A 25,458-nucleotide genomic window follows, 5' to 3' on the forward strand; every position below is an offset into this window, starting at 1 on the left:
AAAATATGACCAATTTCATCGTTAAAAAAGTAGCCGTCCTCGGCGCCGGCGTGATGGGCGCGCAGATCGCCGCCCATTGCATCAACGCGAAAGTGCCGGTCGTGCTGTTCGACTTGCCAGCGAAGGAAGGCCCGAAGAATGGCATCGTGCTGCGCGCCATCGAGAACCTGAAAAAACTGTCGCCTGCGCCGTTGGGCAACAAGGATGATGCATCGCTGATCCAGGTAGCCAACTACGAAGACAACCTGGACCTGCTGGCCGGTTGCGACCTGATCATCGAAGCCATCGCCGAGCGCATGGACTGGAAACACGACCTGTATCAAAAGGTCGCACCGCACATCGGCCCGAACGCGATCTTCGCCTCGAACACCTCGGGCCTGTCGATCACCAAGCTGGCCGAAGGCTTCGACGCCGACCTGAAATCGCGCTACTGCGGCGTGCACTTCTTCAATCCGCCGCGCTATATGCACCTGGTCGAGATCATCCCGACCGAGTTCACCAAGCCTGAAATCGCCGATCAGCTGGAAGGCTTTTTGACCACCACCCTGGGCAAGGGCGTCGTGCGCGCCAAGGATACGCCGAACTTCATCGCCAACCGCGTTGGCGTGTTCGGCATCCTGGCCATCGTGCACGAAGCCGAGAAATTCGGTCTGTCCGTGGACGTCGTCGATGACTTGACGGGCTCCAAGCTGGGCCGCGCCAAGTCGGGCACCTTCCGCACGGCGGACGTGGTCGGCCTGGACACCATGGGCCATGTGATCAAGACCATGCAGGACTACCTGCCGAACGATCCCTTCGCTGCCGTCTACAAGACGCCGGCCGTGCTGGCGCAACTGGTGGAAAAAGGCGCACTGGGCCAGAAGAGCGGCGCGGGCTTCTACAAGAAAGTTGGCAAGGAAATTCAACGCCTCGATTTCGCTACCGGTGAATACGTCGCTGGCGGCGCCAAGGCTGCCGACATCATCGCCCGCATCCTGAAAGAAAAGGATCCGGTCAAGAAGATGAAGGCGCTGCGCGAATCGACGAATCCGCAAGGCCAGTTCCTGTGGGCGATCTTCCGCGACGCTTTCCACTACATCGCCATCCATCTGGACACCGTGGCCGACAATGCGCGCGACATCGACTTCGCCATGCGCTGGGGTTTCGGCTGGAACGTCGGTCCGTTTGAAACGTGGCAGGCATCGAACTGGCTGCAAGTGGCCAACTGGGTCAAGGAAGACATCGACGCCGGCCACGCGCTGTGCAACGCACCGCTGCCTGCATGGGTATTCGAAGGCCCGGTCGCTGAAAAAGGCGGCGTGCACACGCCGGAAGGTTCGTATTCCGCCGTGTCGAACAGCTTCGTACCCCGCTCGAGCCTGGCCGTGTACGACCGCCAGCCATTCCGCGCGCCCGTGCTGGGCAGCGGCGCCATCGACGGCAAGACCGCCGGCACCACCGTCTTCGAAGACGAATCCGTGCGCGTCTGGCATACGGGCGACGATGTATTGATCATCTCGTTCAAGACCAAGATGCACGTGATCGGTGAAGGCGTGATTAACGGACTCAAGCTCGCGTTGGCCGAAGCCGAGAAGAACTTCAAGGGCCTGGTGATCTGGCACGCGGACGCAGCCGAAGGCGGTGCCTTCTCGGCCGGCGCCGACCTGCAATCGGCCCTGCCAGCGTTCATGCAAGGCGGCGTGAAAGCGGTCGACCCGATCATCGCCGAACTGCAAAACACCTTCATGTCGCTGAAATACGCGAACGTGCCGGTGATCGCCGCAGTCGCTGGCCTGGCCCTGGGCGGCGGTTGCGAGCTGGCGCTGCACTCCTCGAAGCGCGTGGCCTCGATCGAGTCCTACATCGGCCTGGTGGAAGTGGGCGTGGGTCTGATTCCAGCCGGCGGCGGCCTGAAGGAAGCGGCGCAGCGCGCCTACAAGGAAGCCAAGGGTAACGATATCCTGCAATTCCTGAAAACGGGCTTCACCAATGCGGCCACCGCCAATGTGTCGAAATCGGCGCTGGAAGCGAAAAAAATGGGCTACCTGAAAGAAGACGACGTGATCGTGTTCAACGCCTACGAGCTGCTGCACGTGGCCAAGGTCGAAGCGCGCGCCATGTTCGACGCGGGCTTCCGTCCGCAACTGCCGTCGCTGATCCAGGTCACGGGCCGTTACGGCTGGGGCACCATCAAGGCGCAGCTGGTCAACATGCGCGACGGCGGCTTCATTTCGGCGCACGATTTCAAGCTGGGCGAGATGATCGCCGAGATCGTATCGGGCGGCGACGTGGACCAGGGCAGTTTCGTCAGCGAACAGTGGCTGCTGGATATGGAACGCAAGGCATTCCTGGAGCTGTTGAACCATCCGAAAACCCAGGAACGGATCATGGGCATGATGCAGACCGGTAAGCCGGTACGCAACTAAGCACAACGTCGATGACGATCCTGTCACTCGTTTTTAAAGTACTGCTGCGCGTGAGGCCAAGCATGGTGTATGACCGTATCAAACAACAGATGATGGACACCTTGCCCTTCGTGCGGCTGCTGGGGATCAGCATCGACGACATCGGCGCCGGCACCTCGAAGGTGTCGATGCCGGAAGATCCCAAACTGCATAATCACCTGGGCACGCAGCATGCGGGCGCCTTGTTTACCCTGGCCGAAACGGCTTCCGGCGCGGCCATGGCTGGCGGCTTCGCCGAGCTGATACTGGGCTTGCGCCCGGTGGCCAAGGAGTCGCGCATTCAGTACCAGAAGCTGGCCCGGGGCGCGACGCGCGCCGAAGGCCGGGTACCGGGCGACCTGACTGCATTGAAGGCGCAGCTGGCACAGGACGGCAAGGTGGCGTTTCCCGTGGAAGTCGATATCTTCGACTCCGAAGGCACGCTGGCGGCACAGGTGACGGTGGACTGGTATTTGTCGCAGAAGCGATAGGCCAGCATCCCGGACATTCGACAGAACACGAACCTCGTTCAACATCTTTGAAAGCATAAAATGAGCAAACAACTTCAAGACGCCTACATCGTCTCTGCAACCCGCACCCCGATCGGCAAGGCGCCGCGCGGCATGTTCAGAAACACCCGCCCGGACGACCTGCTGGTGCGCGTGCTGCAATCGGCCCTGGCGCAAGCGCCTGGCCTCGACCCGGCACTGATCACCGATGCCATCATCGGCTGCTCGTTCCCGGAAGCGGAGCAGGGCTTCAATATTGCGCGTAACTCGGTGCTGCTGGCCGGCTTGCCGAAAACCGTGGGCGGCGTCACCGTCAACCGTTACTGCGCTTCGGGCATCACGGCGATTGCCATGGCGGCCGACCGCATCCGCGTGGGCGAAGCCGACGTGATGATCGCCGGCGGCATCGAATCGATGTCGATGGTGCCGATGATGGGCCATCACCCATCGATGAACCTGGACATGTTCAGCGATGAAAACATCGGCATGGCCTACGGCATGGGCCTGACGGCCGAAAAAGTGGCGCAGCAATGGAAGGTGTCGCGCGAACAGCAGGACGCGTTCTCCGTTGAATCGCACCGCCGCGCCATCGCCGCGCAGCAAGCCGGTTTCTTCAAGGCCGAAACGACGCCAGTCGAAATCATCACGCGCACGCCGAACCTGGCCACCGGCCAGGTGGACGTCTCGCGCCGCACCGTCGACACCGACGAAGGCGCGCGTGCCGATTCGACGATGGAGTCGCTGGGCAAACTCAAACCCGTGTTTGCCGCCAAGGGCACCGTCACGGCCGCCAACAGCTCGCAGATGTCCGACGGCGCCGGCGCGCTGCTGATCGTCAGCGAGAAGATTTTGCGCGAGCATAACCTGACCCCGCTGGCGAAATTCTCCTCGTTCGCCGTGCGCGGCGTGCCGCCGGAAATCATGGGCATCGGCCCGAAATTCGCCATTCCCGCAGCGTGCGCCGCCGCCGGCATCACGCAAGACCAGCTGGACTGGATCGAGCTGAACGAAGCGTTTGCCGCGCAAGCCCTGGCCGTCATCGGCGACCTGGGCCTGGACCCATCAAAGGTCAACCCGATGGGCGGCGCGATCGCCCTGGGCCACCCGCTGGGCGCGACCGGCGCCATCCGCGCGGCCACCGTGATTCACGCACTGCAGCGCACCAAGCAGAAGTACGGCATGGTCACGATGTGCGTGGGTGCCGGCATGGGCGCAGCAGGAATCTTCGAGCGCGTTTGATGACACCTGGCATAAGCTACTGCGCGTTGCGATTCGCGGCCTACGATGCTCACTGTGCCTTCGCACAGCTGCGCGTCTCGGCCACAACTCGCTGCCGCTCGCTACGCTTCTGCCAGGCGTCGTGACGTAGGTGGTCAGATAAGATTAGTCAAAACTTGGGCGCTGAGGATACCTCGGCGCCCTTTATCTTTTTGGAGACGACATGGATATTTTGTGCAGCAAGAGCGAGGGCATTTTGACCCTGGAATTCAACCGCCTGGAACGCAAGAACGCGATCACGGGCGCCATGTACCAGACCCTGGCCGATGCGCTGGTGGCGGCCGAGACGGATGATGAGGTACGCGCCATCCTGATCTGCGGCAAGCGCGAGATTTTCACGGCCGGTAACGATCTCGATGATTTCATGAAGACGGCGCGCCCGAAGGATGGTTCGCTCGACCATGACCGTCCCGTGTTTCAGTTCATGCGCGCCCTGTACGGCAGCAGCAAGCCCGTGGTGGCGGCAGTCTCCGGCCCCGCCATCGGCATCGGCACGACCTTGTTGATGCACTGCGACCTGGTGTATGCGGCCGACAACGCCAGCTTCTCGATGCCGTTCACGCAGCTGGGCCTGTGCCCGGAATTCGGCTCCAGCCTGCTGCTCACGCAACTGGCCGGCTACCCGCGCGCGGCGGAAAAGCTGATGCTGGGCGAGTCCTTCCCCGCCAGCGAAGCGCTGGAAATGGGCCTGGTGTCGAAAGTCGTGCCCCTGTACGACCTGATGACGTTCGCGCAAGGCCAGGCCGCCAAGCTGGTGGCCCTGCCAGCGGCCTCGATCCGCGCCACCAAGCGCCTGATGAAGCAAAGCCGCATGGAACCGATGAAGGCCGCCATCGCCGACGAAAACAAACTGTTCAGCGCCATGCTGGGCGGCGCCGAAGCGAAGGAAGCGTTTACGGCCTTCTTTGAAAAGCGCAAGCCGGATTTCAAGAAATTTGCCTGAGCTGAATGCCGGGGTCAGACCCCCGCGCCCGTTAGCGCAAGACTGTGCGTTAGCGGCCTTGAGGGTCCGACCCCAGAATTTTTCTCTGGGTTCAACTTGCACTAGACGACTGGTCTAATTGTGCTACAATGCCTCGCATGAAAGCTGAATACACCGACGTGCGCCAGCACATTATTGACCAGGGCAAGGCCATCATCACGCGCAAGGGCTTTGCCGGCGTGGGGTTGAACGAGATTTTGTCGGCCGCCGACGTGCCCAAGGGTTCGTTCTACCATTACTTCAAGTCCAAGGAATTGTTTGGCGAGGCGATGCTGGAAGATTACGTCGCCGGCTACCTGGCCGGGATGGAAGACGTGCTGGGCCAGCCGGGCCAGAGCGCGGCGCAGTCGCTGATGGCGTATTGGGCCAGCTGGACCAGCGAAAGCCTCGATGGCAGCGGTTGCGATTGCCGCTGCCTGGTGGTCAAGCTCAGCAGCGAAGTGGCGGACATGTCCGAACCGATGCGCGTGGCGCTGCTCGATGGCACCCACCGCATCATCGCCAGGCTGGCCCTGGCCATCGCGCGGGGCAGGGTGGACGCTTCGCTGCCAACGGTGGCCGATCCGGCGCAAATGGCCGCCACCTTGTACCAGCTGTGGCTGGGCGCGGCCATGCTGACCAAGCTGCGGCGCGACGCCAGCGCCTTGCAAACGGCCTGGCGGGCGACCCTGGCCATGCTGCAGCTGCCGGCGGACAGCTACCGATAGACAGCCAGCAAGCGGACGCAGCACGTCCGCGTTTTTTTTGAGTGAGTCATAGACGACCAGTCTAATAATAAGGAGCGACAGCATGAAAAATTTTGAATTCCATAACCCGACCCGTATCGTCTTCGGTCTTGATACCGTCGCCAAATTGTCCACCCTGGTGCCGCACGATGCGCGCGTGCTGATCTTGTACGGCGGCGCCAGCGCGGAAAAGACCGGCACCCTGGCCGAAGTGCGCGCTGCGCTGGGCCAGCGCAGCGTGCAGGAGTTTGGCGGCATCGAACCCAATCCCAGCTATGAAACCCTGATGCGCGCCGTGGCGCAGGTGCGCAGCGAGAAACTGGACTTCCTGCTGGCCGTCGGTGGCGGCTCCGTTATCGATGGCACCAAGTTCGTCGCCGCGGCCGCCCTGTACGACGGCGAGCCGTGGGAAATCGCCGAGCGCGGCGGCGCCAATGTGCGTCAAGCCCTGCCGTTCGGCACGGTGCTGACCTTGCCAGCCACGGGGTCGGAAATGAACAACGGGGGCGTGGTGACGAAAAAAGCCACGCATGACAAGCTGAGTTTTCGCAGTCCGTTGCTGTACCCGCAATTTTCCGTGCTCGACCCCAGCAAAACGTTTACCTTGCCGGCCACGCAGGTGGCCAATGGCCTGGTCGACGCCTTTGTCCACACGACGGAACAGTATCTGACCTATCCGGCGCAGGCGATGGTGCAGGACCGCTTTGCCGAAGGCTTGCTGCAGACCCTGGTCGAGATCGCCCCGCAGGCGATCGCCGCGCCCGACGATTACGATACCCGCGCCAACCTGATGTGGACGGCCACCCTGGCCCTGAATGGCCTGATCGGCGCCGGCGTGCCGCAGGACTGGGCCACCCACATGATCGGCCACGAACTGACGGCCCTGTATGACATCGACCACGCGCGCACCCTGGCCCTGGTGCTGCCGGCACTGCTGGACGTGCAGCGCGAGCAGAAACGCGGCAAGTTGCTGCAATTTGGCGAACGTGTCTGGAACATCACGCAGGGCAGCGACGACGAGCGCATCGACATGGCCATCGCCAGCACCCGCGCCTTCTTTGAAGGCCTGGGCATCCCGACCCGTTTGTCCGCTTACCAGCTGGGCCAGGACGCGGTGGAAGCGGTACTGAAACAATTGGAAGCACACGGCATGACCTCCCTCGGCGAACACCGCGATATCGACCTCGCGCGCAGCCGCCGTATCCTCGAAGCAGCACTGTAACCCTGACATAAAAGAAAATAACATGAACATCCTGATGGTACTGACCTCGCACGATCAACTGGGCGACACCGGCAAGAAAACCGGCTTCTGGCTGGAAGAATTCGCCGCGCCCTACTATGCCTTGCAGGAAGCGGGCGCCAAGCTGACGGTGGTCTCGCCCAACGGTGGCCAGCCGCCGCTGGACCCGAAAAGCGACGAACCGGATTCGCAAACGGACGCCACGCGCCGCTTCAAGCAGGACGCCGATGCGCAAGCCGTGCTGGCCAACACGGGCAAGCTGTCCGATGTGAAGGTGGCCGACTTTGACGCCGTGTTTTACCCGGGCGGCCATGGTCCGCTGTGGGACCTGGCCGAAGACCCGCACTCGATCGCGCTGATCGAGCAGATGATCGCCGCCGGCAAACCCGTCGCCGCCGTCTGCCACGCGCCGGGCGTGCTGCGCCACGTGAAGGCGCTGGATGGCACGCCGCTGGTGCGCGGCAAGCAGGTGACGGGCTTTACGAATACGGAGGAAGACGCCGTCGGCTTGACCGCCATCGTGCCTTTCCTGGTCGAGGACATGCTCAAGCAAAACGGCGGCGTCTACTCGAAGCTGGGCGACTGGCAGCCGTACGCCGTCACCGATGGCTTGCTGGTCACGGGCCAGAATCCCGCATCGTCGGAAGCGGCCGCGCAGGCGCTGCTCAAGCTGCTGGCCTGATGCCAGGCTAGTGACCGGCGGTCATGCCCGCCAGGATCAGGCCGACCGAGGCGTGCCATTGCGTCTCGCTGGCGGGCCTGCCCGCCAGCGCATAGCCGTGTAAAAAATCGACGAGCGCATCGCGCCCGCGCAGCCGGGTTTTTTTGTCCAGCTCAAGGCCTTCCACGGCCAGCTCGAACAGCGCCGTGAATCGCTCGGCGACATCGGTTTGTTCCACCAGCCCGCGCGCCATCAGGCGCACGAAATACGGCGTGGCGCTGACCAGTTCCAGGTACAGCGCGCACAGCGCGAGCAGGCGCCGCAGGGGCGTTTGGCGCCGCGTAAACGGCGGCTGGCGCGGATCGAGCGCGGCAAAACGCTGCGCCATCAAGGCCAGCAATAATTCCTCTTTTCCCGCGTAGTAGTGATACACGGCCATGGCGTCGACGCCCAGGCTGTGCGCCAGCGCGCGCATGGAAAACGCTTCGCCTTGTTCTTCCAGCAGGACCTGGGCAGCGTGCAGGATGCTGGCGTTGTCCAGCGCGGGCGCGATGCGGCGGGGGCGGCCCGCGCGGCGCACGGGATGTTCAATAGCTTGAATTTTTGGCGGTTTCATGGGCATAATTCTACACCGTAGAATTAATTGGGGAGTGCTTCATGCAAAAACCTTTCGTCAGTGCTTTTCTCGGCATCAGCATCGACGGCTGCATCGCGGGAGAAAACGGCGACCTGTCCTGGCTGGCCGAACTGGCGCCCGACTCGCCCGACGCCACCGGTTATACGGCCTTGATGGAGCAAGTCGATACCCTGCTGATCGGGCGCACCACGTATGACGCCGTGCTGGGGTTCGATCCTTGGCCGTATGCGGGCAAGCGCGTGGTGGTATTGAGCCACCGCGACTTTGCGCCACGGCATGGCGAGCAGCGCCGCGAAGGCGGCGTGCGCGAAGTGCTGGCAGGTCTGGCAGCGGAGGGCTGCCGGCACGTGTATCTCGATGGCGGCGCCGTCATCCGCGCTGGTTTACGCGAAGGCGTCATCGACAGCCTGACCTTGTCCGTGCTGCCCGTGGTGCTGGGCAAGGGCGTGCGCCTGTTCGAGGACGGCTTGCCGCGCAGCGACTGGCGCCTGGAAGACACGCGCCCGCTACCGAGCGGCGTGGTGCAGCTGCGCTATCGGAAACCTTCAACCGCGCTGGCGATGTCGACGATGAAGCCGGAATCGTAGCGTTCGTTTTCCGGCGTGCCGTCTGGCCGCTTGTAGCCGCAGGGGTTGCACACGACGCGGCACTCGCCTATCTGGTAGTCGAGCGAGGCATGCATGTGGCCATGCACCCACAGGTCCGCCTGCGCCACCAGGTCGTCCAGCTGCGAGGCGAACGCGGGCGAACCCAGGTTGGCTGCGTATTGCTCGTCCACCGACAGCATCGATGGCGCCATGTGGGTGATGACGACGGTCTTGCCGGCGAACGGTTGCGCCAGTTGCTCGGCTAGCCAGGTCTTGTGCCGCGCGTGCAGTTGCGCCGTGTCGCTGGCACACAGCAGACGCGGCGTGTCGCCGCCCGTGCTGATGTGCTTGTAGTCGGGCATATAGGCTTGCGCCGCGTTAAGCGCTTCTTCCTGGCGTTCCGCGCCGAACAGCAGAAAATCCGTCCACAGCGTGATGCCGAGGAAGCGCACGCCGTTCAAGACCACGGCGTCGCCGTCAAGCAGGGCGATGTTGGCGCCCTGCGCATTCGCGCTGGCGCAGGCATCGCGCACGGCGTCCTGCATGTGTTCGAGCTGGTGCCCATAGCCCTCGTGATTGCCATGCACATACAGCACGGGCAGGGCGCCGAAGGTGCGCGCGGCCCAGGCGATGGCATGGTTACCCGTGGCGATGTCGCCGGCCAGGATCACCACGTCTGGGCGGCTGGTGGCCAGGTCGATGGCGGGTGTGTCTTCACCCCAGACTTCCAGGTGCAGGTCGGACAGGATCAGCAAACGCATGGCAGTGGGCGCGGCAAGGCGCGCGGCAGTGGATGGTCCTCTATCGTAGCGTAAGTCGCTGCGTCCGTCTGCTTGACCGCGCCAGGGTGGCAACGTTACCCTATGGCATCGATTACCACACACTCACTCCTGGAGCCGCATGCCGCCTTTCTTCCTTCACAAGACCTTGCTGGGCATCGCGCTGGCCGCCATGGCGCTGCCGTTGACGGCACATGCCGCCACGCCCGCCATCGATCCCCTGACGCAGCCGATTGCCTCACCCTACGCGGCGCAGTGGAACCGCCCGCAGCAACCGGCGCGCATCCACGGCGACACGTATTACGTGGGCGTGGGCGGCTTGAGCGTGGTGCTGATCGACACGCGCGCAGGCCTGATCCTGATCGATGGCGCGTTGCCGCAATCGGTGGCCGCCATCAAGGAACATATCCTCGAGCTGGGCTTTCGCCTGCAAGACATCAAATTCATCCTGAATACGGAAGCGCATTTCGACCATTCGGGCGGCGTCGCCGCGCTGGCCCGCGACAGCGGCGCGCAAGTGGTCGCCAGTCCGCTGGGAGCTGAGGCGCTGCGCGCGGGAGCGGTGCTCGCTGCGGACCCGCAAGCGGGCGAAATCGATCCCATGCCGGCCGTGGAAAACGTGCGCGAGATCGCCGATGGCGAAACCCTGCAGCTGGGCGACGTGAGCGTGACGGCGCGCTACACGCCCGGCCATACGCCGGGCAGCACCAGCTGGACCTGGGTCTCTTGCGAGGATGCGCAGCGTCAGGACTGCCTGAACGTGGTGTTCGGCGCCAGCCTGACGCCGGTGGCGGCCGACGATTTTCACTACCTGGGCGATGAACGCCATGCGGACCTGACGCCGGCCTTCCGCCGCGTCATGCAGGACTTTGCCAAACTGCCGTGCGACATCCTGATCTCGGCCCACCCCGACCACTCCGGCGGCGACCGCAAGCTGACGCAATTGCTGGAAGGCGTCACGCCGAACCCCTTCATCGATGCGCAGGCATGCAGCCACTACGCGGCCAAAAATGAAGCCAAGCTCGATGCCCGCATCGCCAAGGAAAAGGCGGCTGCGACAAATTAACAACGTTGGCGTCTTCGCCATGAAAAGCGGTTGACGCACTGCAGCATAAGGTGCAGAATCACCGTCCGCAGTGCAGATCAACCATCAAATAGAAAGGAAACCCATGTTCGAGCAGGCTGGCAGCAAGTACGACCACTAGCCCCGTGCATGACGCTCGGGGCCATCGGCACATTGCCGATCCCGAGCCGGTGTCCTTCAAAACCCCGGTGAGGAAACTCGCCGGGGTTTTTTGTTTCATAGGAGCCCCGGCATAACGACAAGACCAAGGAATACCGTTATGCCCATTCATCAGACACTGCGCGGCGCCCAGGTGCCCGTGCATATTTTTACCGACGATATCGATGCACAGGCGCTGCGCCAGCTGCACAATATTGCCAGCCTGCCCATCGTCCATCCGCATGTGGCGGCCATGCCTGACGTGCATGCCGGCATCGGCGCCACCGTCGGCAGCGTGATTCCCACGCGTGGTGCGATCATCCCCGCAGCCGTTGGCGTCGACATCGGCTGCGGCATGAACGCCGTGCGCACGACCCTGACGGCCAGCGACCTGCCCGACAACCTGGCGCGCCTGCGCAGCGCCATCGAAGCGGAAGTACCCGTCGGTTTCGAGCAGCACGAATGGAGCCGCGTGCAAGGCTCGCGCCAGGCGCGCGCCGTGCGGCCCCTCGGCGACCGCCTGGCGCACATCGTCGAGCGCCACCGCGGCATCGCCAAGATGCTGCGCCAGTTCGAGCGCACGTGGATCTGCCAGGCAGGCACCCTGGGCGGCGGCAACCACTTCATTGAAATCTGCCTCGACGAGGAACAGCGCGTGTGGATCATGCTGCATTCGGGTTCGCGCGGCATCGGCAACGTGATCGGCCGCTATTTCATCGCCGCCGCGCAGAAGGACATGCGGCGCCACCAGCTGAAGCTGCCGGACGCCGATCTGGCGTACTTCAGCGAAGGTTCCACGGTCTTCGACGACTACGTGGAGGCGGTGGACTGGGCGCAGGATTACGCGCTGCTCAACCGCAGCGAAATGATGCGCCGCGTGCTCGACGTGCTGGCGAAGCATGCACCGCCGTTCCGGCTCGACGGCGAAGCGATCAACTGCCATCACAACTACATTGCGCGCGAAACGCATGGCAATGAGGATTTGTATGTGACGCGCAAGGGCGCCATTTCGGCGCGGCAGGGCGAGCTGGGCATCATCCCTGGCAGCATGGGGGCACGCAGCTTCATCGTGCGCGGCAAGGGCAACCCGGAATCGTTCTGTTCCTGCTCGCATGGGGCGGGGCGCAGCATGAGTCGCAGCGAGGCGAAGCGCCGCTTCAACCGCTTCGACCTGGCCGAGCAGACGGCCGGTATCGAGTGCCGCAAGGATGGCGGCGTGGTCGATGAAATTCCGGCTGCCTATAAAAATATCGACGCCGTCATGGCGCACCAGAGCGACCTGGTGGAAGTGGTGCATACCTTGCGCCAGGTCGTCTGCATCAAGGGCTGAAAGGAGAAACCATGAAAATCAAAGTGAAAGCCCCGTCCAAGCCGCGCAACCCGCTGGTGGCGGCTGCCAGGCTGCGCGGCGGCGCCGGCGCGCATCAGTCGGAGGCGTCGCCACGGGCTGCGCGCCGGGCTGGCAAGCACCGCTTGCAGCAATTGCTGGCGGGCCGGCTTAAACCGGACGATTAGCGGGCCGGTAGCTCGACGATGAAGTTCGGATCAAAAGCGGGATTTTGCGGCGTGCCGCTGCGCGTCTTGTAGCCGCAGGGGTTGGCTACGACGCGGCACGGGCCGATCCGATAGTCGCGCGAAGCGTGGATGTGGCCATGCACCCACAGGTCCGCCTGCGCGGCCAGCTCGTCCAGGCGCGAAGCGTAGGCGGGCGAACACCCTTCGCTGCCATACGCATCGTCGACCGACAGCAGCGACGGCGCCATGTGGCTGATGACGACGCTGCGGCCTTCGAAGGGCTGCGCCAGTTCGCGCGCCAGCCAGGCTTTTTGCTGCGCGTGGAACATGGCCGTGTCGGCCGCACGCAGCTTGCGATAACCCATGTTGGCCAGACGGATGCGCTTGTAGTCGTTCATGATGGCTTCCGCATCGCGCATGGCCGCTTGCCGCGTCTCGTCGCCCAGCAGGCGGAAATCCGTCCACAGGGTGGCGCCCAGGAAGCGCACCTGGTTACCGGCCTGGTCGGTGATGACGTGGCTGTCGGCGTCGAGGAAATGCACGTTGTCGGTGGTGGCGCAGGCCGCGCGCAGTTCCTGGCGCACCTTGTCTAGATGGTGGCCATAGCCTTCGTGGTTGCCATGCACGTACAGCACCGGCAAGCCCGCAAACGTGCTGGCCGCCCAGGCGACGGCGCGGGTGCCCGTGTCGATGTCGCCGGCCAGGATCACGGCATCGGGACGGCTGAGCGCAAGGTCGCCTTGCGGCGCATCTTCGCGCCATAACTCATGGTGCAGGTCCGACAAAATCAATAAACGCATGCGGTATCCGGGCGATTGGCGAGTACGCCATCGTACCTGAAAAGCCTCACTCTTCCTCCAGCGCGGCGAAGCTGTGCGCCAGGTAGTCGATCAGCGCGCGCACGGCCGGCAGCAGGCCGCGCCGCGACGGGAAGACGGCGTGGATGATTTCGCGCTGCGGCCGCCATTGCGCCATCAGCGGCAGCAGGCTGCCGTTGGCTACCTGCTCGACGATCATCATGGTCGGCAGCTGCACCACGCCCACACCGGCCACGGCCGCGTCGCGCAGGGTCAGCATGTCGCCGGTGACGAAGCGCGGCGTATGCCGCAGCTGGGCGCGCGCGCCATCGGGGCCGTGCAAATCCCATTGGTAGTGCTGTTGCGGCGCGCCCAGCGCCAGGCTGGGCCAGTCGGCCAGGTCGGCCGGCGCGGTTGGCCTGGCGGCGTCGCCGAACAGCAGCGGGCTGCCCACCATGCACTGGCTGCGCTCGGCCAGCACGCGCAGCACCAGGTCACTGTCGGGCAGCGGCGGCGGACGCACGCGGATGGCCACGTCGATGCCTTCGGCCACCAGGTCGACGCGGCGGTTGCTCGCTTCGAGCAGCAGGGTCACTTGCGGATGTTCGCGCATGAAGCCGGCCAGCATGGGCGCGACCAGGGAGTGCAGCAGGGCGATGGGGCAGGACAGGCGCACCGTGCCGCGCGGCGCGGCCCGCGTCAGCTCGATCGCTTCCTGCGCCGCTTCCGCTTCCACCAGCATGGCCTTGCAATGCTCGTAAAACGTCTGGCCCACGTCGGTGACGGAAAAATGCCGCGTCGTGCGCTGCAGCAGGCGCACACCGAGCCGCTCTTCGAGCAGCGCGATGCGCCGGCTGAGTTTGGATTTCGGCATGCCCAGCGCGCGTCCGGCCGGCGCGAAGCCGCCATGGTCGACCACCTGCACAAAGTAATACAAGTCATTTAAATCCTGCATGCCGACTCCTTTACCGTTCTATTTTTGGAACGCTGATGGCGTATTTTACAGTCTACCGCCCTCATCGTTGCAAGGATATTCTGTCTCCATCGTCATGCACACCCCACAGGAGATCGAGATGAATACAGTCACAGGTATCTACAGCGCACCGCGCCAGCACTGGGTCGGCGACGGTTTCCCCGTGCGCTCGATGTTTTCGTATAACGGCCATGGCAAGCAGCTGAGCCCCTTCTTGCTGCTCGACTATGCAGGCCCTGCCGAATTTGCGCCCGGCACGCGTCCGCCCGGCGTCGGTTCGCACCCGCACCGCGGCTTTGAAACGGTGACCATCGTCTACAAGGGCGAAGTGGCGCACCGCGATTCGACGGGCCAGGGCGGCGTGATCGGCCCCGGCGACGTGCAGTGGATGACGGCCGGTGCCGGCATCCTGCATGAAGAGTTTCACTCGCCTGCCTTCACGCAGTCGGGCGGCACGCTGGAAATGGTGCAGCTGTGGGTGAACCTGCCGGCCAAGAACAAGATGACGGCGCCCGGTTACCAGGCGATTGCCAGCGACACGATTCCCACCGTGGCGCTGCCCGATGGTGCCGGTTCCCTGCGCGTGATCGCCGGCGATTTCGATGGCCAGCATGGGCCGGCCCGCACGTTCTCGCCGATGCAGGTGTGGGACCTGCGCCTGGCGCAGGGCAAGCTGACGCAGCTGCCGGTGCACGCCGGCTGGAGTACGGCGCTGATCGTCCTGCACGGCACGGTGCTGGTGAATGGCGAGAGCGTGGTGCGCGAAGCGCAGATGGCGCTGTTCGAACGCGATGGCGACAGTATCACCGTCGAGGCGAACAGCGACGCCGTGGTGCTGCTGCTGAGCGGCGAGCCGATCGATGAGCCCATCGTCGGCCATGGCCCCTTCGTCATGAACACGGAAGCGGAAATCGCGCAGGCGTTCGAGGATTTCAACCGCGGCCGCTTCGCCCGCATCGCGACGTAATTTGTGTAGTTAATTTGTGCAGTACCCATGCCGCATCCCGCGGCATGGTTTTTCAGGAGACCACCATGAGCACCCCCGCCAACTTCCAAGGTTTGCCACCGATGATCGATCCCGACGACGCCGTCATGCTGCTGATCGACCACCAGAGCGGTTTGTTCCAGCTGGTGCGCGACATCGAGCAGCACGTGCTGCGCGGCCACGTCACGGCGCTGGCCAAGCTGTCGCGCCTGGCGAGCATGCCGACTTTTACCACCGCTTCCGTGCCCGACGGCCCGAACGGCCCATTGATCCCGGAAATCCACCATTTCAACCCGGATGCCGTCTACATCCCGCGCACGGGCCAGATCAATGCCTGGGACAATCCGGCCTGGGTCGAAGCCATCGAAAAAACGGGCCGCAAGACCCTGCTGATCGCCGGCACGCTGACCAGCGTCTGCATGGCGTTTCCCACCATTAGCGCGCTGGCGGCCGGCTACAAGGTGTTTGCCATCATCGACGCCTCGGGCAACTGGTCGAAGATGGCCACTGACATCACCATGGCGCGCGTGACGCAGGCGGGCGCCGTGCCGATCGATACGTATGCGGTGCTGGCTGAAGTGATGAGCACCTGGAACCGCGCCGATGCGATGGAATTCGCCGCCATCATGACGGACCATATCGTGCCGCCGTACCGCGCGCTGATCGAAAGCTACGACAAGGCGCAGGGCGTGCAAAAGAATGGCCGCGAGACGAAGCTGGAAATTCTGGAAGCGGCCAGCAAGGGCTGATCACCTTACGGCGCGTCGTAGCGGGCGCGTATCGCCGCCAGCACGCCACGCTGTTCCAGGTGCATGATGGCGGCGTTCATGCGCGCCAGGTCGTCGGCGCTGGTCGTGCGCGCATTGAGCATCAGGTGCACGGGGGCGCGCAGGAGCAGGAAGGGCAGGGTGTTCAAGGCGACGCCCTGCAGGCGCGCTTCGTGGCGTACGGCCAGCACATCGCCCAGCAACAGGTCGGCGCGGTCCGCGTCGAGCATGCGGATGCCCTGCTGGAAGCTGCCGAAGGTACTCAGTCGACCGGCCTTTTCCAGCGCCGGCCGGGCCGCCGCATACTGCGCGCCATACCAGCCCACTTTGGGCGCCAGCAAGGTCGACTTGCCGCGCGCCAGCTGCGCGAAGCTGCTGGCATGGCGCTGCGCTGCGTGCGTGCCGGCCTTGCCGAAGATGCCCACGGTTTCGTCGCGGTAGCTCACGCTGAAACGCGCATACGCATGGCGCTCCGAGGTGTCGGAGGCGGCCAGCATCAGGTCCAGCCCCCCTTTCTGGAACAGCAGCTGGCGCCGCGCCGTGGGCAGTTCCGGCGCGGTCAGCAAGGTGCAGCGCGCTTCCTTGAAAATGGCGCGCAGCAGCTCCAGGTCCAGCCCCGTATAGTTGCCTTGCGCATCGCGATACAGGTAGGGCGGCCATTGCTCAAGCGCCATCGTCATGCGGCAGGCCTGGGCGGGCAGAACGCTGCCAAGCAGCATTGCCGCAAGCAGCACGTGGCGCAAGCGCATGGAACATCTCCGCAGTGGTTCAGGGGTACTGTTTGCCAATTTGCCAGAATGGCCACGGAAGTCAAGCAGTACATGGCTGGTTGCGGATATCAAATGGGCTATAGTGGCGGCGTGCCCCACTCAAAGGAAGACCGCTTGACTCCCTCGCTCGAGATCGCCGCCAATGTGCTGATGACTGCCTCCATCATCTTGGCTGGACGCAATAATATTCATTCCTGGTGGATCGGCATCGTCGGCTGCGTGCTGTTTGCCGTGCTGTTTTTCCAGGTCAACCTGTATGCCGATGTGATGCTGCAGCTGTTTTTCATCGTCACCTGCGTCATCGGCTGGCTGCAATGGCGGCGTGGCGCCGGCGGCAAACCGTTGCCGATCACGCGCACGGGCTGGCGCAGCCTGGCCTGGGTGGTGCCAGCCGGCATCGCCTCGGTGGTCATCTACGGCATGCTGCTGCACCGGTTTACGAATGCCTACGCGCCTTTCATCGATTCGGCAGTGTTGGTATTTAGCATCATCGCGCAATTCTTGCTGATGAGCCGGCGCATCGAAACCTGGGCCTTCTGGCTGCTGGTCAACACCGTGGCCGTGCCCCTCTACTACAGCCGCGGCCTGCACCTGACGGCCGTACTGTATGCGGCTTACTGGGTCAATGCCCTGATTTCCTGGTACTGGTGGGGCGTGCAGGCACGCCGCGCGGCGCAGGTGCCCGCGGCGCCGTCCGCGGCAGTCGTCGACGCCTGATATTGCCAAACGCCAAGTCCTTAGATTCAAATCGTATATACAATCAATTTTTAATTCGTTCACGCCATAAAGACACCGGGATATAGTGGCCTTTCCCCGCTTACCGGTGTCTTTTATGTTGCGCTTTAGTCTTTCTGCCTGTTTTTATGCCGCCCCGCACCAGCTGACCATGCAATGCATGGCGCAGTCGATGCCGGTGCGTGCCCGTCCACGCATCCCGTAATTCCTTCCTGCCCCCGTCGTCGTTTTGCCCGCAGGCCCATCCGGTCCGCGTGCCCCTGCTCGGCCTTTTTTATCTGAAAAAGGCTCAATCCCAATAAGAGGAAACCATGTTCAAACCACTCGCCATCAGTCTTGCCATCGCCGCCGCCTTCCCCGCTTTCCCCATCCTTGCCCACGCCGAAGAGAACATGCTGCGGGTCAACGTCACCGGATCGAATATCCGCGTCAGCGAAAAGGAGGGCGCCAGCGCGGTGCAGGTCATCACCGCCAAGGAGTTGAAAGCCAGCGGCAAGACCAGCGTCTCGGACGTGCTGCGCGCCATCTCAGCCAACAGCGGCAACAGCTACAACGAACAATATACGGGCAGTTTCTCGGCCGGCACCTCGGGCCTGTCGCTGCGCGGCATCGGCCAGAAAAATACCCTGATCCTCGTCAATGGCAAGCGCGTGGCCAGCTATGCGACGGCGCAAAACCTGCAGGAAACCTTTGTTGACCTGAACAGCCTGCCGATGGCGGCCGTACAGCGCATCGAGGTGCTCAAGGATGGCGCCTCGTCCGTCTACGGCTCCGACGCCGTGGCTGGCGTGGTCAACATCATCCTGTACAAGGAATTCACGGGCACGGACATCACGGCGCAGTGGGGCGGCTCGACCGAAGGCACGGGCCAGCATGAAAAGAGCGCGGCGCTGCAGACGGGCTTTGGCAAGCTCGAGGAAGACGGCTACAGCCTGGTCTTCTCGGTCGACGCGCAGCAGCGCGACAAGCTGCAGCAAAGCGACGTGGCGTGGATGCGCGATGCGGATTTCCGCAAGCAGCAGCGGGGCAGCCTCGGCTGGGCCATCACCAATTACGCGGGCACGGACCCGACCCGGACCTTGGGCGGCGTGCGCGGGCCACTGCAACTGGTCAATTATGGCGACATCACGCCGGGCAAGACGGGCCAAGTGCTGGCGTATAACCCGTCGCCGTATAAAACCCTGATTCCCGGCATCGAGCGCGTGCATACGGCCGCGCGTGCCACTTTCAAACTGAATGCGGATACGGAAGCGTATGTCGACTTGCTGCACAGCTATTCGCGCGCCGACCAGACCTTCAGCGCGCCGCTCACCGTCAACAATGCCACGCGCGTGTGGAACAACGCGACGCAAGCGCTCGACACCATTCCTGTCGTGCTGCCTGTCGGCCACCCGAACAATCCGGGTACCACGCCGCTGCCGTTCACGGCTACTCTGTTCGACCTGGGGCCGCGCCTGAAGCAGGACAAGGTCACCTTCTACCGCGCGCTGGCCGGCGCCAAGGGCACCCTGGCAGGCTGGGACTGGGATGCGGCCGTGGGCCATTCGAGCAGCAAGCTGGAAGAAACGGTGCAAAACTTCGTCAACCGCTATGAATTCCAGGAGGTGCTGGCCGACGGCAGTTATAACTTCTTTGACCAGTCGCAAAACAGCGAAGCGGTGCGCAACCGCCTGCGCCTGTCGACCCTGCGTCCGGCCGAGTCGACCCTCGACACCGTCGATTTCTCGGCCGCGAAAGACCTGTGGCAGTTGCCGGCCGGTCCGCTGGGCTTTGCCGCCGGTGCGCAGTGGCGCCGCGAAAAGATGGATTCGCAAACCTCGACGGCCGTGCTGTCGGGCACGGAGCTGCGCCCGGCGATCAACATCATCAACGGCTCGCGCAGCGTGTCGGCCCTGTTTGCCGAATTCAACGTACCCGTGGTCAAAGACCTGTCCGTCAACGTGGCCGGCCGCGCCGACCATTACAGCGATTTCGGCAATGCGTTTTCGCCGAAAGCCAGCGCCCGCTACCAGGCGGCGCCGTGGCTGCTGGTGCGCGGCACCGTGTCGCGCGGCTTCCGCGCGCCGTCGCTGCCGGAAATCACGCAGAGCACGGCCGTCAGCTATGTCAGCGTGCTCGACCCGCGCGACCCGATCACGCCGACGCAGACGCGCGGCGTGACGGCCATTACCATCGCCAATACGGCGCTGCGTCCGGAACGGTCGAATAACCTGAACCTGGGCGTGGTGGTCTCGCCGACCAGCAGCTCGAGCATCGGCCTCGATTACTACCGCATCAAGCAAGATGGCGTGATCGGCACGGAAAGCGCCACCACCACCCTCGCCAATGAAGCGTCGGCGCCGCAGAAGATCACGCGCGACGCCGATGGCCGCATCACGACCCTGTACCGCCAGTACCGTAACCAGGGACAGCGTGAAGTGTCTGGCATCGACCTCGACCTGCGCCAGCGCTTCGTCGACCAGGAATGGGGCAAGCTGACCCTGGCCGGCCAGCTGAGCCGCGTGCTGCGCTTTGCCGAGCCGCTGTCCGATGGCGCACCGCTGACGAACGGCGCCGGCACCAATTATTTCGGCTCCATCCCGAAATGGCGCGGCGTCACCTCGGCCACCTGGGAGCAGGGCAAGTGGTCATCCACGCTGACCTGGAACTACGTGGGCAGCTATGCGCAAAACACGCATCTCGATGAAGCGGTGGCCGCCTTCAGCACCTTCGACGTGAGCAGCAGCTGGCAGGTGACAGCCAAGGCGAACGTCACCTTCATCGTGCAAAACCTGGCTAACAAACGCGCGCCGTGGGATTACTCGGCCTCGGGCTTCGACTATACACAGGCCGACCCGCGTGGACGCTTCGCCTCGCTCAAGCTGAACTACAAGTTCTGATCTGCAGTTCTAATGCCCGTTTGACACCTGCCGCTGGCCCGTCTGCTCCTGCAGGCGCTGGCGGTAGGCGCTGGGCGTCATGCCCATGCGCTCGCGGAAGGCGGTGGCGAAGTTGCCCGCGTTGTGAAAGCCGATCAGCAGGGCGACATCCTGCACGTCGATGTCTGTCTGCTGCAGCAATGCCACGCCGCGGGCGATGCGCGCTTCGCGGATGAAGGCAAACACCGTCATGCCCGTTTGTTCGCGGAACATCAGGGTCAGCTTTTCGCGGTAGGTGCCCACGCTGCGGGCGATTTCGGACAGGTTGGGCAGGCTGCCCAGGTTGTCGAGAATGAGCTGTTTGACGGCATTGACGAACACCAGGTCGGGATGCTGCTGGCGCTCGCTGGCCGGGACCGCGATGGGCAAGGTGCCGTTTCCTTTACGCATCAATCCCAGGTGGATATGAATGCGCGCGGCCAGTTCTTCCGGTGTGAACGGCTTCGAAATGTAGTCGACACCGCCCACCTGCAAGCCCATGATGCGTTCCTTGGCGGCATCAGCGCCGCTGAGAAAGATGACGGGTATCTGTTCCGTTTCGGGATTGGCCTTGAGCAATCGGCATGCCGTGTAGCCATCCATCTCGGGCATGCGCACATCGAGCAGGATCAGGTCGGGTAGCGTGGCCAATGCCAGCTGGTAGCCCTGGTAACCGTTGAACGCGATGCTGAAACGGTAGGGCTGCTCGCTGAGCAGCTCCATCAGCATGCGCTGCTCGAACGCGGAATCGTCCACGATCAAGATGTTTTTTTTGACGGTTTCGCTGGTCAATGGCATGGATGACTTAACCAAAAAGCAAGTGTGGCTTATTATGCCTCGCTTTTTCTTTTTTTTCTGCTTTTCTCGTATTTCAAAAGAGGTTTCTCCGCTAGAAGAAGCGGCGATTTCCCAGATCGCTAATAATCCACCCATGCATTGACTTAAAGCAATGTCGATTATTAAAAAATCTGTTTTGTAAATGCGGCAAAAAACCGACGCCCTCAGGTTCCTGGCTCTCGGCGCTGATATTTTGTTGTCCTGGTTTGCGTGCCCCAGAAAACGCCGGCAATACCGTGACTATCCTCGACGTCCTTCATATTGACGGGCTCATTAATGATGTTCGATCATCAGGAGGTATCATGTTGCGAGTTATTTCCCCCCACCTTATCGTTGCCGCCAGCACGGCACTGCTGCCGCGTGGCGCCGACGCTGCCGTGTATCTGAACGGCAGCGCCAGTATCACCTTTGACCAAAGCCAGGGTGTCCGGGCTACTGCCGTGAACGTCAATACGCGCGTGAGCGTGGCCTGCACCACGCGCTACCTGAGCGGCACCGGCGCCCGATACCTGCAAGTCGGGCATCACGGCCACCGTTGACTGTCAAGCCAGGCGCTGCGTGAAGGCCAGTTCTGCTTCCCTGTCGCTCAACCTCCGCCTTGTCCGTGCCGAGGCGGGCCTCGTCGCGCAGGAAAACACCTGTCGCGTGTTCATCGATGAGGTCAGCCGTGACGATGAGCCGGGGCGCATGATGAATATCGGATCAGCAGCAGGCGTGGCTGACTTTGCATTTGATCGTACTGATGTTTTCGTGTTGTAACTGAGATTTTTTCGATTGTTGTGTTGAATCAATGTGAGGAGATGGTCATGAAACATACCAACTTTAATAATTTGCCTTGCCCGATTGCCCGCAGCCTGGGCAAGGTGGGCGAATGGTGGAGCATCCTCATCCTGCGCGAAGCGTTTTATGGCAAGACGCGCTTCGACGAATTTGAAAAAAGCCTCAAGATCGCCCCCACCATCCTGACGCGCCGCCTGGCGGACCTGGTGGAGGGTGGCTTGATGACGCGCCGCTTGTATTGCGCCAAGCCGCCGCGCTACGACTATGTGCTGAGCAAGTCCGGGCGCGCCTTCAAGCCCGTCTTGCTGGCCTTTATCGCCTGGGGCAATGAAAATTTCGCACCGGAAGGCGCCAGCCTCGTCATCGCCAGCCGTGACACGGGCCTGGCTGCCGATCCCGTGCTGGTCGATGCCATGACGGGCTTGCCCATCAATGATGAGTACTACGCGTTCGCGCCGGGACCGGCCGCCAGCGACAGCATGCGCAGCATCATCCTCGATGCGGAAAAAAGCAGCGGCATCGCACCCAAACCGAAGCCAGCACCAACCAACCGGGGCTGGGTGGCGGAAGGGCATCTGGCCTGAGGCGCGACGGCAGGCGAGCAGCAAGTTTGGCGCACAGCAAAGCGGGCACGGCGGTATGGCGTTACCGTCGCAGTATGCAACACCAGTGCGGCGCAGGCCCGCTTACGCGGACTGGGCGCCCTCCCTGATCCGCTGTCCGCTGAAGGAGATCTGCAATGAGCATATTGCAACTACAAGTACGCCGCGCCGCCACCGTGCTGGCGCTGGCCGCCTTGCTGGGTGCCTGTTCCCATGGTCCGCATCATCCGGGCGGCCATGATGTCACCTTGACTGGCGCGCAGGAAGTGCCGGCCAATACCAGCACGGCCAGCGGCAGCAGCAGCATCCGCGTCGCCCACGACCGCAGTGTCAGCGGCGGCGTGCGCTACACGGGCATGCTGGCTACCGTCGCGCATATCCATGAAGCGCCGGTGGGCGCCAACGGCCCCGTCATCGTGCCGCTGGTGAAAACCGCCAACGGCCCCGTCATCGTGCCGCTGGTGAAAACCGCCGATGGCATGTTTGCCGTACCGGCCGGCACCCTGCTCACGCCGTCCCAGCATGCGAGCTACCAGGCCGGCAACTTGTACGTGAACGTGCACAGCGCAGCCTACCCGGCCGGCGAGATCCGCGCCCAGCTCAAGCCCTAGCTGCCGGCGTTATCCCCGAAACCTCCTTGGGCCGCGCGAGCGGCCTTTTTTTGCGCCAGGGGATGCTGCACGAGGCACGCTACAATGGCGCTCCATGCTGACCATCCTCGCCATCACCTTTCCGTTCTTCGCCCTGGTGCTGTGCGGCTACCTGGCCGTGCGGCGCACGCTGCTGCCGCTGGCCGCCATCGGCGGCTTGAACAGTTTTGTCCTGTACTTCGCGCTGCCCTGCATGCTGTACCGCTTCGGCGCCGCCACGCCCATCACCCAACTGCTCGACGCCAGCGTGTTCGGCGTCTACCTGCTATGCGCGCTGATCATGGTGGGCGTCACCACGGCCATGACGCTCAGCCACCGCATCGACTGGAATAACGCCGCCTTCGGTGCGCTGGTGGCGGCCTTCCCGAACACTGGCTTCATGGGCGTGCCCCTGCTATTGACCTTGCTCGGGCCGCGTTCCTCGGGCCCCGTCATCGTCACCATCGTCGTCGACTTGCTCATTACCAGCTCGCTGTGCATCGCCCTGTCGCGCATCGGCAGCGGCGGCGCGCACGGCAGCCGCACGGCCGTCGTCAACGCCATGAAGGGCATGGTAGGCAATCCCATGCCATGGGCGATCGTGCTCGGTGCCTTGACGTCGTGGCAGGCACTGGCCTTGCCCAAGCCTTTGACGCAGACGGTGGGCCTGCTGGCCGATGCCGCCTCTCCTGTCGCCCTGTTTACCATCGGCGCCGTGCTGGCCCGTTCGCAGATGAGCACCAGCGACCCGGCGCCGCTGGGGGAATATGTACCGGTGGCGCTGAAAAAACTGCTGCTGCATCCGCTGCTGGTATGGGGCATCGGCCACGCGGCCATCGCGCTGGGCGCGCCGCTCGAGCCGTTCGCGCTGACCTGCATGGTGCTGGTGGCTTGCCTGCCCAGCGCCAGCAACGTGTCGCTGCTGTCCGAGCGTTTTGGGGCTAACACGGCGCGCATCGCCCGCATCATTCTGGTCTCGACGGCGCTGTCGTTTTTGACGTTTTCGGCGGCCGTCAGCTGGCTGGCTTGACGTTCGCGGCGATCAGCGCACCCAGCGCCTGCGCCGCGCCGGCTTGATGCTCCAGCGCCAGGCCGTGGGCCATGCTGGCCTGGTCTTGCATGCTGCGGTTCTGCCCCAGCTTCCATTTTCCCGTGATGCGCGTGAGGGGAATTTCGATGCCGACGATGGCTTTTAACAGCTTGTCGATATAGTCGGCCGGCGCATCGCTCACCCGCCACGGCGTAGCTTGATCTGCCTCATGGCGCGCCGTCAGCCGCTCCACCAATCCCAGCAGCCATGCCGCGTCGTCGATGGCGCGCAGGGGGCCGTGCGCGTGCACCACCGCATAGTTGAAAGTGGGGACTTCCTTGCCGCTGCGCTGCTTTTCCAGATACCAGGCGGGCGTGATGTAGGCGTGCGGCCCCTGAAAGATCACCATGCATTCATCTTCTTCGCCCGCCGCGCGCCACAGCGGATTGGCGCGTGCCACGTGGGCGCGCAGGATGCCGAATGGGGCGTCAAGCGTGGGTGCGGCGATCTCGAACGGCAGATGGTCGGCGCACAGGCCATCGGCGCCGTGGCGCACCAGCGCGCCCAGCGGATGCGCGTCGATCAGGCCATGCAGCACGTCGAGGCGTTCTTCGCGGAAGCTGGCGGGCGTGTACATTAGGCGACGCCTTCCACGACCACGTCGGCCGTCAGCGAATTGGCGATGTAGCAGCGCTCGTGTGCGTCGTGGTGCAGGGTGGCCAGCACCTCGGGCGAGGGCGGTGTTCCCGCGAAGGCGATGCGCGGGCGCAGCACGATGCGCGTCATGGCCAGGCGGCCCGCGGCATTTTTTCCCAGCTCGCCGACGGCGTCGTCGCGGTAGTCGTCGATGACGTAGCCGCGCTGCGCTGCCAGCGACAGGAAGAACAGCATGTGGCAGCTCGACGTGGCCGCCACCAGCGCTTCTTCCGGGTCGATATTTGCTGCCACCGACATGGGCAGCGGCACGGACAAGGGCGACGACGAGGCGGGTACCGTCAAGCCGCCGTCGAACTGCCATGCATGGCCACGGCTATAGCGCTGGCCGGCGAAATCCTGGCCGTCGCGCTGCCAGGCCACGGTGGCGAAAAACTGATGCAT

At 63.6% G+C, this 25,458-nt stretch carries 28 protein-coding genes; 20 read left to right on the forward strand and 8 right to left on the reverse strand.

The genetic code is table 11. The annotated features are described in order from the left end of the window. Positions 1–5: 5 nt before the first annotated feature. The 7 genes from FJQ89_RS20815 to FJQ89_RS20845 all read left to right on the forward strand — a co-directional run bounded on the left by FJQ89_RS20815 (position 6) and on the right by FJQ89_RS20845 (position 7,839). Positions 6–2,405: a 3-hydroxyacyl-CoA dehydrogenase/enoyl-CoA hydratase family protein gene (locus tag FJQ89_RS20815; RefSeq protein ID WP_096233572.1), complete on the forward strand. Its 2,400-nt coding sequence runs from the start codon at positions 6–8 to the stop codon at positions 2,403–2,405. Positions 2,406–2,416: 11 nt separating this feature from the next. Continuing rightward, positions 2,417–2,914, forward strand: a complete 498-nt coding sequence (locus FJQ89_RS20820; RefSeq protein ID WP_243136161.1) for a PaaI family thioesterase — start codon at positions 2,417–2,419, stop codon at positions 2,912–2,914. 60 nt (positions 2,915–2,974) lie between these two features. Beyond that, positions 2,975–4,171 (forward strand): acetyl-CoA C-acyltransferase, encoded by a 1,197-nt coding sequence (locus FJQ89_RS20825; RefSeq protein ID WP_071079694.1) that lies wholly within the window; start codon positions 2,975–2,977, stop codon positions 4,169–4,171. Positions 4,172–4,373: 202 nt separating this feature from the next. Further along, the gene (locus FJQ89_RS20830) at positions 4,374–5,153 is read left to right on the forward strand and encodes an enoyl-CoA hydratase (protein ID WP_141171538.1); all 780 of its coding nucleotides are present in this window, start codon (positions 4,374–4,376) and stop codon (positions 5,151–5,153) included. A 137-nt stretch (positions 5,154–5,290) separates the two neighbouring features. Beyond that, entirely contained in the window at positions 5,291–5,899 is a 609-nt protein-coding gene (locus FJQ89_RS20835) for a TetR/AcrR family transcriptional regulator (protein WP_141171539.1), read from the forward strand. Between the two features lie 82 nt (positions 5,900–5,981). Beyond that, positions 5,982–7,139, forward strand: coding sequence for an iron-containing alcohol dehydrogenase (locus FJQ89_RS20840; RefSeq protein WP_141171540.1), 1,158 nt, complete (start codon positions 5,982–5,984; stop codon positions 7,137–7,139). A gap of 22 nt (positions 7,140–7,161) precedes the next feature. Continuing rightward, complete coding sequence (locus tag FJQ89_RS20845; RefSeq protein WP_141171541.1) at positions 7,162–7,839, forward strand: type 1 glutamine amidotransferase domain-containing protein; 678 nt, start codon at positions 7,162–7,164, stop codon at positions 7,837–7,839. A 7-nt stretch (positions 7,840–7,846) separates the two neighbouring features. On the opposite strand, the gene FJQ89_RS20850 is transcribed toward FJQ89_RS20845, so the two are convergent. Then, the gene (locus FJQ89_RS20850) at positions 7,847–8,434 is read right to left on the reverse strand and encodes a TetR/AcrR family transcriptional regulator (RefSeq protein WP_168208496.1); all 588 of its coding nucleotides are present in this window, start codon (positions 8,432–8,434) and stop codon (positions 7,847–7,849) included. A 41-nt stretch (positions 8,435–8,475) separates the two neighbouring features. Between FJQ89_RS20850 and FJQ89_RS20855 the strand changes: the two genes are divergently transcribed. After that, positions 8,476–9,042 carry a dihydrofolate reductase family protein gene (locus tag FJQ89_RS20855; protein WP_141171543.1) on the forward strand — a complete coding sequence of 189 codons (567 nt, stop codon included), beginning with the start codon at positions 8,476–8,478 and terminating at the stop codon, positions 9,040–9,042. On the opposite strand, the gene FJQ89_RS20860 is transcribed toward FJQ89_RS20855, so the two are convergent. After that, complete coding sequence (locus FJQ89_RS20860) at positions 8,988–9,803, reverse strand: metallophosphoesterase family protein (RefSeq protein WP_141171544.1); 816 nt, start codon at positions 9,801–9,803, stop codon at positions 8,988–8,990. The two genes, FJQ89_RS20855 and FJQ89_RS20860, sit on opposite strands and share 55 nt — an antisense overlap. Positions 9,804–9,942: 139 nt before the next feature. On the opposite strand from FJQ89_RS20860, the gene bla reads away from it, so the two are divergent. From bla to FJQ89_RS28100, 3 genes are all read left to right on the forward strand, one after another. Beyond that, on the forward strand, positions 9,943–10,887 hold the full coding sequence (bla, locus tag FJQ89_RS20865) for a subclass B3 metallo-beta-lactamase (RefSeq protein WP_141171545.1): 945 nt from the start codon (positions 9,943–9,945) through the stop codon (positions 10,885–10,887). A 277-nt stretch (positions 10,888–11,164) separates the two neighbouring features. Beyond that, positions 11,165–12,373, forward strand: coding sequence for an RtcB family protein (locus FJQ89_RS20870; RefSeq protein ID WP_141171546.1), 1,209 nt, complete (start codon positions 11,165–11,167; stop codon positions 12,371–12,373). 11 nt (positions 12,374–12,384) lie between these two features. Continuing rightward, complete coding sequence (locus FJQ89_RS28100; protein ID WP_168208497.1) at positions 12,385–12,558, forward strand: hypothetical protein; 174 nt, start codon at positions 12,385–12,387, stop codon at positions 12,556–12,558. Here the strand turns inward: FJQ89_RS28100 and FJQ89_RS20875 are convergent. Together FJQ89_RS20875 and FJQ89_RS20880 are read right to left on the reverse strand one after the other, a co-directional pair. Then, positions 12,555–13,358, reverse strand: coding sequence for a metallophosphoesterase family protein (locus FJQ89_RS20875; protein WP_141171547.1), 804 nt, complete (start codon positions 13,356–13,358; stop codon positions 12,555–12,557). The genes FJQ89_RS28100 and FJQ89_RS20875 overlap by 4 nt on opposite strands. A 46-nt stretch (positions 13,359–13,404) precedes the next feature. Further along, positions 13,405–14,310 carry a LysR family transcriptional regulator gene (locus tag FJQ89_RS20880; RefSeq protein WP_141171548.1) on the reverse strand — a complete coding sequence of 302 codons (906 nt, stop codon included), beginning with the start codon at positions 14,308–14,310 and terminating at the stop codon, positions 13,405–13,407. Between the two features lie 118 nt (positions 14,311–14,428). Here FJQ89_RS20880 and FJQ89_RS20885 point away from each other — a divergent pair, with 118 nt between their 5' ends. Together FJQ89_RS20885 and FJQ89_RS20890 are read left to right on the forward strand one after the other, a co-directional pair. Continuing rightward, the gene (locus FJQ89_RS20885; RefSeq protein WP_141171549.1) at positions 14,429–15,295 is read left to right on the forward strand and encodes a pirin family protein; all 867 of its coding nucleotides are present in this window, start codon (positions 14,429–14,431) and stop codon (positions 15,293–15,295) included. Between the two features lie 65 nt (positions 15,296–15,360). Further along, complete coding sequence (locus tag FJQ89_RS20890) at positions 15,361–16,062, forward strand: isochorismatase family protein (protein ID WP_205704514.1); 702 nt, start codon at positions 15,361–15,363, stop codon at positions 16,060–16,062. A 5-nt stretch (positions 16,063–16,067) separates the two neighbouring features. On the opposite strand, the gene FJQ89_RS20895 is transcribed toward FJQ89_RS20890, so the two are convergent. Then, complete coding sequence (locus FJQ89_RS20895) at positions 16,068–16,829, reverse strand: substrate-binding periplasmic protein (protein ID WP_141171550.1); 762 nt, start codon at positions 16,827–16,829, stop codon at positions 16,068–16,070. A gap of 135 nt (positions 16,830–16,964) precedes the next feature. Here FJQ89_RS20895 and pnuC point away from each other — a divergent pair, with 135 nt between their 5' ends. Then, positions 16,965–17,567 carry a nicotinamide riboside transporter PnuC gene (gene pnuC, locus FJQ89_RS20900; RefSeq protein ID WP_141171551.1) on the forward strand — a complete coding sequence of 201 codons (603 nt, stop codon included), beginning with the start codon at positions 16,965–16,967 and terminating at the stop codon, positions 17,565–17,567. A gap of 329 nt (positions 17,568–17,896) precedes the next feature. Then, positions 17,897–20,464 (forward strand): TonB-dependent receptor, encoded by a 2,568-nt coding sequence (locus FJQ89_RS20905; RefSeq protein ID WP_141171552.1) that lies wholly within the window; start codon positions 17,897–17,899, stop codon positions 20,462–20,464. 9 nt (positions 20,465–20,473) lie between these two features. On the opposite strand, the gene FJQ89_RS20910 is transcribed toward FJQ89_RS20905, so the two are convergent. Beyond that, positions 20,474–21,280: a response regulator transcription factor gene (locus FJQ89_RS20910; protein ID WP_141171553.1), complete on the reverse strand. Its 807-nt coding sequence runs from the start codon at positions 21,278–21,280 to the stop codon at positions 20,474–20,476. Positions 21,281–21,621: 341 nt separating this feature from the next. Between FJQ89_RS20910 and FJQ89_RS20915 the strand changes: the two genes are divergently transcribed. From FJQ89_RS20915 to FJQ89_RS20935, 5 genes are all read left to right on the forward strand, one after another. Next, the gene (locus tag FJQ89_RS20915) at positions 21,622–21,858 is read left to right on the forward strand and encodes a hypothetical protein (RefSeq protein WP_141171554.1); all 237 of its coding nucleotides are present in this window, start codon (positions 21,622–21,624) and stop codon (positions 21,856–21,858) included. Positions 21,859–21,877: 19 nt separating this feature from the next. Further along, the gene (locus FJQ89_RS20920; protein ID WP_141171555.1) at positions 21,878–22,078 is read left to right on the forward strand and encodes a hypothetical protein; all 201 of its coding nucleotides are present in this window, start codon (positions 21,878–21,880) and stop codon (positions 22,076–22,078) included. Positions 22,079–22,125: 47 nt separating this feature from the next. Next, positions 22,126–22,683 carry a winged helix-turn-helix transcriptional regulator gene (locus tag FJQ89_RS20925; protein WP_141171556.1) on the forward strand — a complete coding sequence of 186 codons (558 nt, stop codon included), beginning with the start codon at positions 22,126–22,128 and terminating at the stop codon, positions 22,681–22,683. 155 nt (positions 22,684–22,838) lie between these two features. Continuing rightward, entirely contained in the window at positions 22,839–23,312 is a 474-nt protein-coding gene (locus FJQ89_RS20930) for a CHRD domain-containing protein (protein WP_141171557.1), read from the forward strand. Positions 23,313–23,406: 94 nt separating this feature from the next. Next, positions 23,407–24,360: an AEC family transporter gene (locus FJQ89_RS20935; protein ID WP_141171558.1), complete on the forward strand. Its 954-nt coding sequence runs from the start codon at positions 23,407–23,409 to the stop codon at positions 24,358–24,360. Here FJQ89_RS20935 and FJQ89_RS20940 read toward each other — a convergent pair. After that, the gene (locus tag FJQ89_RS20940; RefSeq protein WP_141171559.1) at positions 24,344–24,997 is read right to left on the reverse strand and encodes an FMN-binding negative transcriptional regulator; all 654 of its coding nucleotides are present in this window, start codon (positions 24,995–24,997) and stop codon (positions 24,344–24,346) included. The two genes, FJQ89_RS20935 and FJQ89_RS20940, sit on opposite strands and share 17 nt — an antisense overlap. After that, positions 24,997–25,458, reverse strand: a complete 462-nt coding sequence (locus FJQ89_RS20945; protein ID WP_141171560.1) for an OsmC family protein — start codon at positions 25,456–25,458, stop codon at positions 24,997–24,999. Before FJQ89_RS20945 ends, FJQ89_RS20940 begins: the two co-directional genes overlap by 1 nt.

Origin of the sequence: Janthinobacterium tructae, assembly GCF_006517255.1 — a bacterium.
GTDB classification, from domain to species: domain Bacteria; phylum Pseudomonadota; class Gammaproteobacteria; order Burkholderiales; family Burkholderiaceae_D; genus Janthinobacterium; species Janthinobacterium tructae.

What these genes read in the sequence shown, in the direction of transcription:
- FJQ89_RS28100 (WP_168208497.1), top strand. Translation starts at nt 12,385, where the DNA reads ATGAAAATCAAAGTGAAAGCCCCGTCCAAGCCGCGCAACCCGCTGGTG.
- FJQ89_RS20880 (WP_141171548.1), bottom strand. Translation starts at nt 14,310, where the DNA reads ATGCAGGATTTAAATGACTTGTATTACTTTGTGCAGGTGGTCGACCAT.
- FJQ89_RS20940 (WP_141171559.1), bottom strand. Translation starts at nt 24,997, where the DNA reads ATGTACACGCCCGCCAGCTTCCGCGAAGAACGCCTCGACGTGCTGCAT.
- FJQ89_RS20855 (WP_141171543.1), top strand. Translation starts at nt 8,476, where the DNA reads ATGCAAAAACCTTTCGTCAGTGCTTTTCTCGGCATCAGCATCGACGGC.
- FJQ89_RS20890 (WP_205704514.1), top strand. Translation starts at nt 15,361, where the DNA reads ATGAGCACCCCCGCCAACTTCCAAGGTTTGCCACCGATGATCGATCCC.
- FJQ89_RS20930 (WP_141171557.1), top strand. Translation starts at nt 22,839, where the DNA reads ATGAGCATATTGCAACTACAAGTACGCCGCGCCGCCACCGTGCTGGCG.
- FJQ89_RS20825 (WP_071079694.1), top strand. Translation starts at nt 2,975, where the DNA reads ATGAGCAAACAACTTCAAGACGCCTACATCGTCTCTGCAACCCGCACC.
- FJQ89_RS20860 (WP_141171544.1), bottom strand. Translation starts at nt 9,803, where the DNA reads ATGCGTTTGCTGATCCTGTCCGACCTGCACCTGGAAGTCTGGGGTGAA.
- FJQ89_RS20830 (WP_141171538.1), top strand. Translation starts at nt 4,374, where the DNA reads ATGGATATTTTGTGCAGCAAGAGCGAGGGCATTTTGACCCTGGAATTC.
- bla (WP_141171545.1), top strand. Translation starts at nt 9,943, where the DNA reads ATGCCGCCTTTCTTCCTTCACAAGACCTTGCTGGGCATCGCGCTGGCC.
- FJQ89_RS20820 (WP_243136161.1), top strand. Translation starts at nt 2,417, where the DNA reads ATGACGATCCTGTCACTCGTTTTTAAAGTACTGCTGCGCGTGAGGCCA.
- FJQ89_RS20845 (WP_141171541.1), top strand. Translation starts at nt 7,162, where the DNA reads ATGAACATCCTGATGGTACTGACCTCGCACGATCAACTGGGCGACACC.
- FJQ89_RS20935 (WP_141171558.1), top strand. Translation starts at nt 23,407, where the DNA reads ATGCTGACCATCCTCGCCATCACCTTTCCGTTCTTCGCCCTGGTGCTG.
- FJQ89_RS20885 (WP_141171549.1), top strand. Translation starts at nt 14,429, where the DNA reads ATGAATACAGTCACAGGTATCTACAGCGCACCGCGCCAGCACTGGGTC.
- FJQ89_RS20815 (WP_096233572.1), top strand. Translation starts at nt 6, where the DNA reads ATGACCAATTTCATCGTTAAAAAAGTAGCCGTCCTCGGCGCCGGCGTG.
- FJQ89_RS20835 (WP_141171539.1), top strand. Translation starts at nt 5,291, where the DNA reads ATGAAAGCTGAATACACCGACGTGCGCCAGCACATTATTGACCAGGGC.
- FJQ89_RS20870 (WP_141171546.1), top strand. Translation starts at nt 11,165, where the DNA reads ATGCCCATTCATCAGACACTGCGCGGCGCCCAGGTGCCCGTGCATATT.
- FJQ89_RS20895 (WP_141171550.1), bottom strand. Translation starts at nt 16,829, where the DNA reads ATGCGCTTGCGCCACGTGCTGCTTGCGGCAATGCTGCTTGGCAGCGTT.
- FJQ89_RS20840 (WP_141171540.1), top strand. Translation starts at nt 5,982, where the DNA reads ATGAAAAATTTTGAATTCCATAACCCGACCCGTATCGTCTTCGGTCTT.
- FJQ89_RS20875 (WP_141171547.1), bottom strand. Translation starts at nt 13,358, where the DNA reads ATGCGTTTATTGATTTTGTCGGACCTGCACCATGAGTTATGGCGCGAA.
- FJQ89_RS20905 (WP_141171552.1), top strand. Translation starts at nt 17,897, where the DNA reads ATGTTCAAACCACTCGCCATCAGTCTTGCCATCGCCGCCGCCTTCCCC.
- FJQ89_RS20925 (WP_141171556.1), top strand. Translation starts at nt 22,126, where the DNA reads ATGAAACATACCAACTTTAATAATTTGCCTTGCCCGATTGCCCGCAGC.
- FJQ89_RS20850 (WP_168208496.1), bottom strand. Translation starts at nt 8,434, where the DNA reads ATGAAACCGCCAAAAATTCAAGCTATTGAACATCCCGTGCGCCGCGCG.
- FJQ89_RS20915 (WP_141171554.1), top strand. Translation starts at nt 21,622, where the DNA reads ATGTTGCGAGTTATTTCCCCCCACCTTATCGTTGCCGCCAGCACGGCA.
- FJQ89_RS20910 (WP_141171553.1), bottom strand. Translation starts at nt 21,280, where the DNA reads ATGCCATTGACCAGCGAAACCGTCAAAAAAAACATCTTGATCGTGGAC.
- FJQ89_RS20945 (WP_141171560.1), bottom strand. Translation starts at nt 25,458, where the DNA reads ATGCATCAGTTTTTCGCCACCGTGGCCTGGCAGCGCGACGGCCAGGAT.